This window comes from Planctomycetia bacterium, from assembly GCA_034440135.1.
Lineage (GTDB): Bacteria > Planctomycetota > Planctomycetia > Pirellulales > JALHLM01 > JALHLM01.
Genome location: JAWXBP010000442.1, coordinates 1 through 4,444, shown reverse-complemented (window position 1 = coordinate 4,444; position 4,444 = coordinate 1). Strand labels below are relative to the sequence as shown.

General features: G+C 60.4%; 4 protein-coding genes. All 4 read left to right on the top strand.

Annotated elements, in window-relative coordinates:
* Positions 1-569, top strand: a 569-nt coding sequence (locus tag SGJ19_25465; GenBank protein ID MDZ4783611.1) for a ubiquinol-cytochrome c reductase iron-sulfur subunit, incomplete at its 5' end; no start/stop codon positions are given.
* Between the two features lie 87 nt (positions 570-656).
* A complete protein-coding gene (locus tag SGJ19_25460) occupies positions 657-1,430 on the top strand; it encodes a cytochrome b N-terminal domain-containing protein (protein MDZ4783610.1) in 774 nt (257 codons plus the stop codon).
* 74 nt (positions 1,431-1,504) lie between these two features.
* Positions 1,505-2,830, top strand: a complete 1,326-nt coding sequence (locus SGJ19_25455) for a hypothetical protein (GenBank protein MDZ4783609.1) — start codon at positions 1,505-1,507, stop codon at positions 2,828-2,830.
* A gap of 152 nt (positions 2,831-2,982) precedes the next feature.
* Positions 2,983-4,444, top strand: a 1,462-nt coding sequence (locus tag SGJ19_25450; GenBank protein ID MDZ4783608.1) for a PDZ domain-containing protein, incomplete at its 3' end; no start/stop codon positions are given.

The window sequence follows — 4,444 nt, the reverse complement described above, 5'->3', positions numbered from 1 at the left end:
TCGCGCCGCCGATGCCGGCCAAGCCGGTCTATGCGCAGCCGAAGGCCGCGGCATCGGATGAAGATCGCCGCAGCTTCCTGGCTATCATGCTGGGCACGGCCATGGGCCTGGGCTTCGCCTCGATGGCCGTCGTCGGCGGATTGTGGTCGTTGGCACTGGCACGCTTCATGTTCCCCAACGTGCTGACCGAGCCGCCCAGTCGATTCAAGGTCGGCTTTCCGGCCAACTTTCCGCCGGGCAGCGTGGACGAGAAGTTCAAGGCGCAGTTCGGTGTCTGGGTGGTCAACGCCGAGTACAACGGGCAGCCGCAAATCGTGGCGCTCAAGTCGGTTTGCACCCACTTGGGTTGCACGCCGAACTGGCTCGACGGCGAACAAAAGTTCAAGTGTCCCTGCCACGGCAGCGGCTTTTACAAGGACGGAATCAATTTCGAGGGCCCCGCGCCGCGGCCGCTGGAACGCTATGCGATCCGCCTGGCCGACGACGGGCAGCTTGAAGTTGATAAGAGCAAGTTGTTTCAGGAAGAGTTGGGGCAGTGGTCGGATGCGGCCTGCTTTGTCCCAGTCTAATCGCCGTTTGATTTCGCGATCGTGAATCTTCGATCGACTTCATTTTCGTTCATCAATCATCCGTCCCAAATCTGACGTTTCCTCATCATGTCGATCGGCGAGACGATTCGTAATTCGCAGGCTTGGAAGAGCGTCTTTCGGCATCCGATGCCGGTGGATCGCCGCAATCGCATCGTGGTGGTGCTGACGAACTTCTTCCTGCACTTGCACCCGGTGTCGATCAAGAAGCAGGGTATCGCCCTCAGCTATACCTGGTGCATGGGGGGCGTGACTTTCTTCTTGTTTCTGGTCGAGACGGTCACTGGCGTGTTGTTGATGTTCTACTATCGTCCCACGTTGGAGTGGGCGTTTCAGGATATCACCGCGCTCCGCGACGTGGCCTCGCTGGGCATTATGCGCGAGCTCCATCGCTGGGCCGCCCATGCGATGGTGATCACAGTCTGGCTGCACATGTATCGCGTGTTTTTGACGGGCAGTTACAAGCCTCCGCGCGAATTCAATTGGGTGGTCGGCGTGATCTTGCTCCTGTTGACGCTGCTGCTGTCCTTTACGGGCTACCTGTTGCCGTGGGATCAATTGGCGATCTGGGCGATCACCGTCGGTTCCAACATGGCCCGGGCCACGCCGATCCTGGGGCACGAGGGGCCGGGCGCAAAGCTGCTGGAAATCGGCGGCATCAATATGATCACGAACGCCTCGGACGCGCGGTTCGGCTTGCTGGGCGCGCGGTTCGTCGGCGAAGAGACGTTGAATCGGTTCTACGTGTTGCATTGCATCGCGATTCCCCTGGTGGTCTCGTTGCTGCTGGCGATTCACTTCTGGCGGGTACGCAAGGACGGCGGCATCAGCGGGCCGCTGTAAGCAGGATCGAGCGAGTTTACTCCGGGCGCGAACGCTTCCGGCTCCCAGTCACGCAGTCCTCATGTTGATGCGTCATGCACGTTAGTCCAGAAGCCCATCTCGCAAACGTGGCGCACGGCCTGGGGGTGTTCTACATTGCGCTGGCGCTGATGAACGCCATCGCCGCGCTGTATGTGTGGCAGCGCCTGAAGCAGACCGGCACGGCGATCGCCCTGACGGCGTTTGTCGCCCTGCTGTCGATGGTGGCCGCCGCCGCAATGGGCGGCATGCCGCCGGAAGTCCCGGCAGGCGTCAAAACGGTCATCAACAACCTCTCCGGCCCAGTGACGTACACGCTCGGCACGACGGTCTTGCTGACCGTGTTGTTCGTCGGGCGAAAGTTTTTCAGCCAGCCGCTCGTCGCCTGGGCGATGCTCAACGTTTCGCTGGTGCTGATGGGCCTGTCGATGGCCGACTCGAACTTTTTCAGCATCGTCGGCAAGCCGGACAACGTGCCGATTGTGGCGATGATCTTCCTGGTGGGCTATTTCACCTGGCTGGCCACGTACCGCGCGGTGCAGAACGACGAGCGCGACAAACAGGGCCTGCCGCCGTTGGAAGCGATGGAGGACGAAAAGGAAAAGGTCCTCGTCTGGCCTGACCTCGTTTATACCGAACTGATCTGCATGGTCGCCCTGACGGCGATCCTGATGATCTGGGCGATTTTGCTGCAAGCCCCGTTGGAAGAAGCCGCCAGCGCGGTGAAGACGCCGAACCCGTCGAAGGCGCCGTGGTACTTCCTCGGCCTGCAGGAAATGCTCGTCTACTACGATCCGTGGTGGGCCGGCGTGGTGCTGCCGAGCATGGTCATCGGCGGGCTGATCTTGATTCCCTTCCTGGATTACAACAAGAAGGGGAACGGCTACTACACGATCGCGCAGCGGCCGTTCAGCTATCTCGTGTTTCAGATCGGCTTTCTTGATCTCTGGATCACGCTGATCGTGCTGGGGACGTTCCTGCGCGGGCCGAATTGGAACTTCTTCGGGCCGTATGAATTCTGGGATTCACACAAGGTGGAAGCCCTGAACAATATCAACCTTTCGGATATTTTCTGGATCAAGGTGATGGGCCAGGGGCTGCCGACGGCGCCCTCGGGTTCCGGCGCCATGATGAAGCTGTGGTACATCCTGCAACGCGAATGGCTGGGCTTCGTGCTGGTCATCGGCTATGTGGCCGCGCTGCCGCCGCTGATGGCCGCCACGGTGTTCCGGAAGATGTTCGTGAAGATGGGTTTCGTGCGTTACATGCTGATGAGCAACCTGCTGCTGTTGATGATCGCGCTCCCCTTGAAGATGGTGCTGCGCTGGAGCTTCAACCTGAAGTACATCATTAGCATTCCGGAATACTTCTTGAATTTTTAGGAGGAGGGGGAGTAGACGAGAGGAGTAAGGGAGAGAGGGAGTAGAGAAGTCTCAAATCGCAGACGTTTGCTCCAGTTCACCTCGTCCTCCTTTAGTTCTGTTCTCCTTTACTCCTATTCTCCTTTACTCCTTTACTACTCCACCCCCTCCCCATGCCCTCGACAGAATCGATTGCCCGCGACCTGAAGCTGATGCACGTCGTATTCGGCGTGTCGGCGGTGGTGCTGTTGGGCGCCACGATCTGGATGCTCGCGGCGGATCACAATCGCGAGTGGAAGAGCTATCAGCGCGAAATGCGCGATATCGACACTAAGTTCATCGACTGGCGCTTGAACGCGGAGGAGACGACGCAGTTTCGGGCGGAGACGGAAAAGCTGGAAGCGGAGATCGCGGCCGCCGAGGCGACGCGGCCGAATGGCGACCTGGTTGCTCGATTCGAAGGTGAATTGGCTGCGGACGCAAAGCGCCGCGGCGTCGAAGTGGACTTGAGCGGCCTCGCGGACGCGTATGCCACGGCATCGAACGTCAGCGCCGATGAAGCGGCAGTGCGCGCCGGACGCACGGCGTTGCTGGAAGAAATGAATTCCTTCCTCGCCGACGCCAAATTCCGCGAGAACAGTTCGGCCACGCGGTTGAAGGTTGAGAAATCGTTGCTCGACAAGGTTCGTAGCGACTACGACCTGGGCGTTCACAATGGGTTGCCGGCGACGGAGCAGGAGCAGCGGCAGAAGGAAGTCAATCGCGTGAAGGCTGTCGCGGCGGAGTTGACGCTCGCCAGCGAAGCGGCCAAAACGCATCGCCTGGCCCTCGAAAAAATCATCACCGAGATCAACGCGCCAGTCATCGCCGCGGAGAAGAAGCTCGACGATCACCTCGGGTCGATCAAACGCCTGCAAGACAGCGCGTACGAACGTGCCGCGAATCCCGGCAAGTCGCTGTTGGAGATGCCGATTCTCGACGCTTTCATGGGGCCGTTGAAGCCGGACCAGATTTGGCTGCCGAAGTTGACGATCAACAATAATTTCCGCGACGTGGCGCGATTCGATCGCTGCACCACTTGCCATCAAGCCATCGACAAGACCGCGCCGGGCACCGCGTCGGATCCGGCCTATCCGCTTGAACATTTGATGACGGTCACATTGGCGACACCCGCGACTCCGCCCACCGCGGAAGCGAGTGCCGCGCCGGCAGCGGAAACGAGCGAAACCAGTGCATCGCCCGCCGAGCCCGCGGCCGGAGCGACGAAAGAACCGCCCGCCACCGAGTTGACCGAAGCCGACAAGTTGCGGGTCACCTATGGGATGCAGGTTGCGCAAGAAGGCGCTCGCCCCGGTGATGTGACGATCAGCGTCGTGTGGTCGGAAACGCCCGCCGCCGCCGCGGGCTTAGAGCCAGGCGACGTGATTGCCAAGATCGACGACGCCTCGATTACGCAGCGCACCGACGGCGTGGCGCGATTGATCGGCGGTAGCGTGAGTTGGGGCAAGCCGCTGGAGTTGACGATCAAGCGCGGTATGCCGCAGCCTTATGCTTCGCATCCGCGTTTGGACTTGTTCGTCGGCCCAGGCAGTCCGCACAAGCGTGGCGAGATGGGTTGCACGATTTGCCATGACG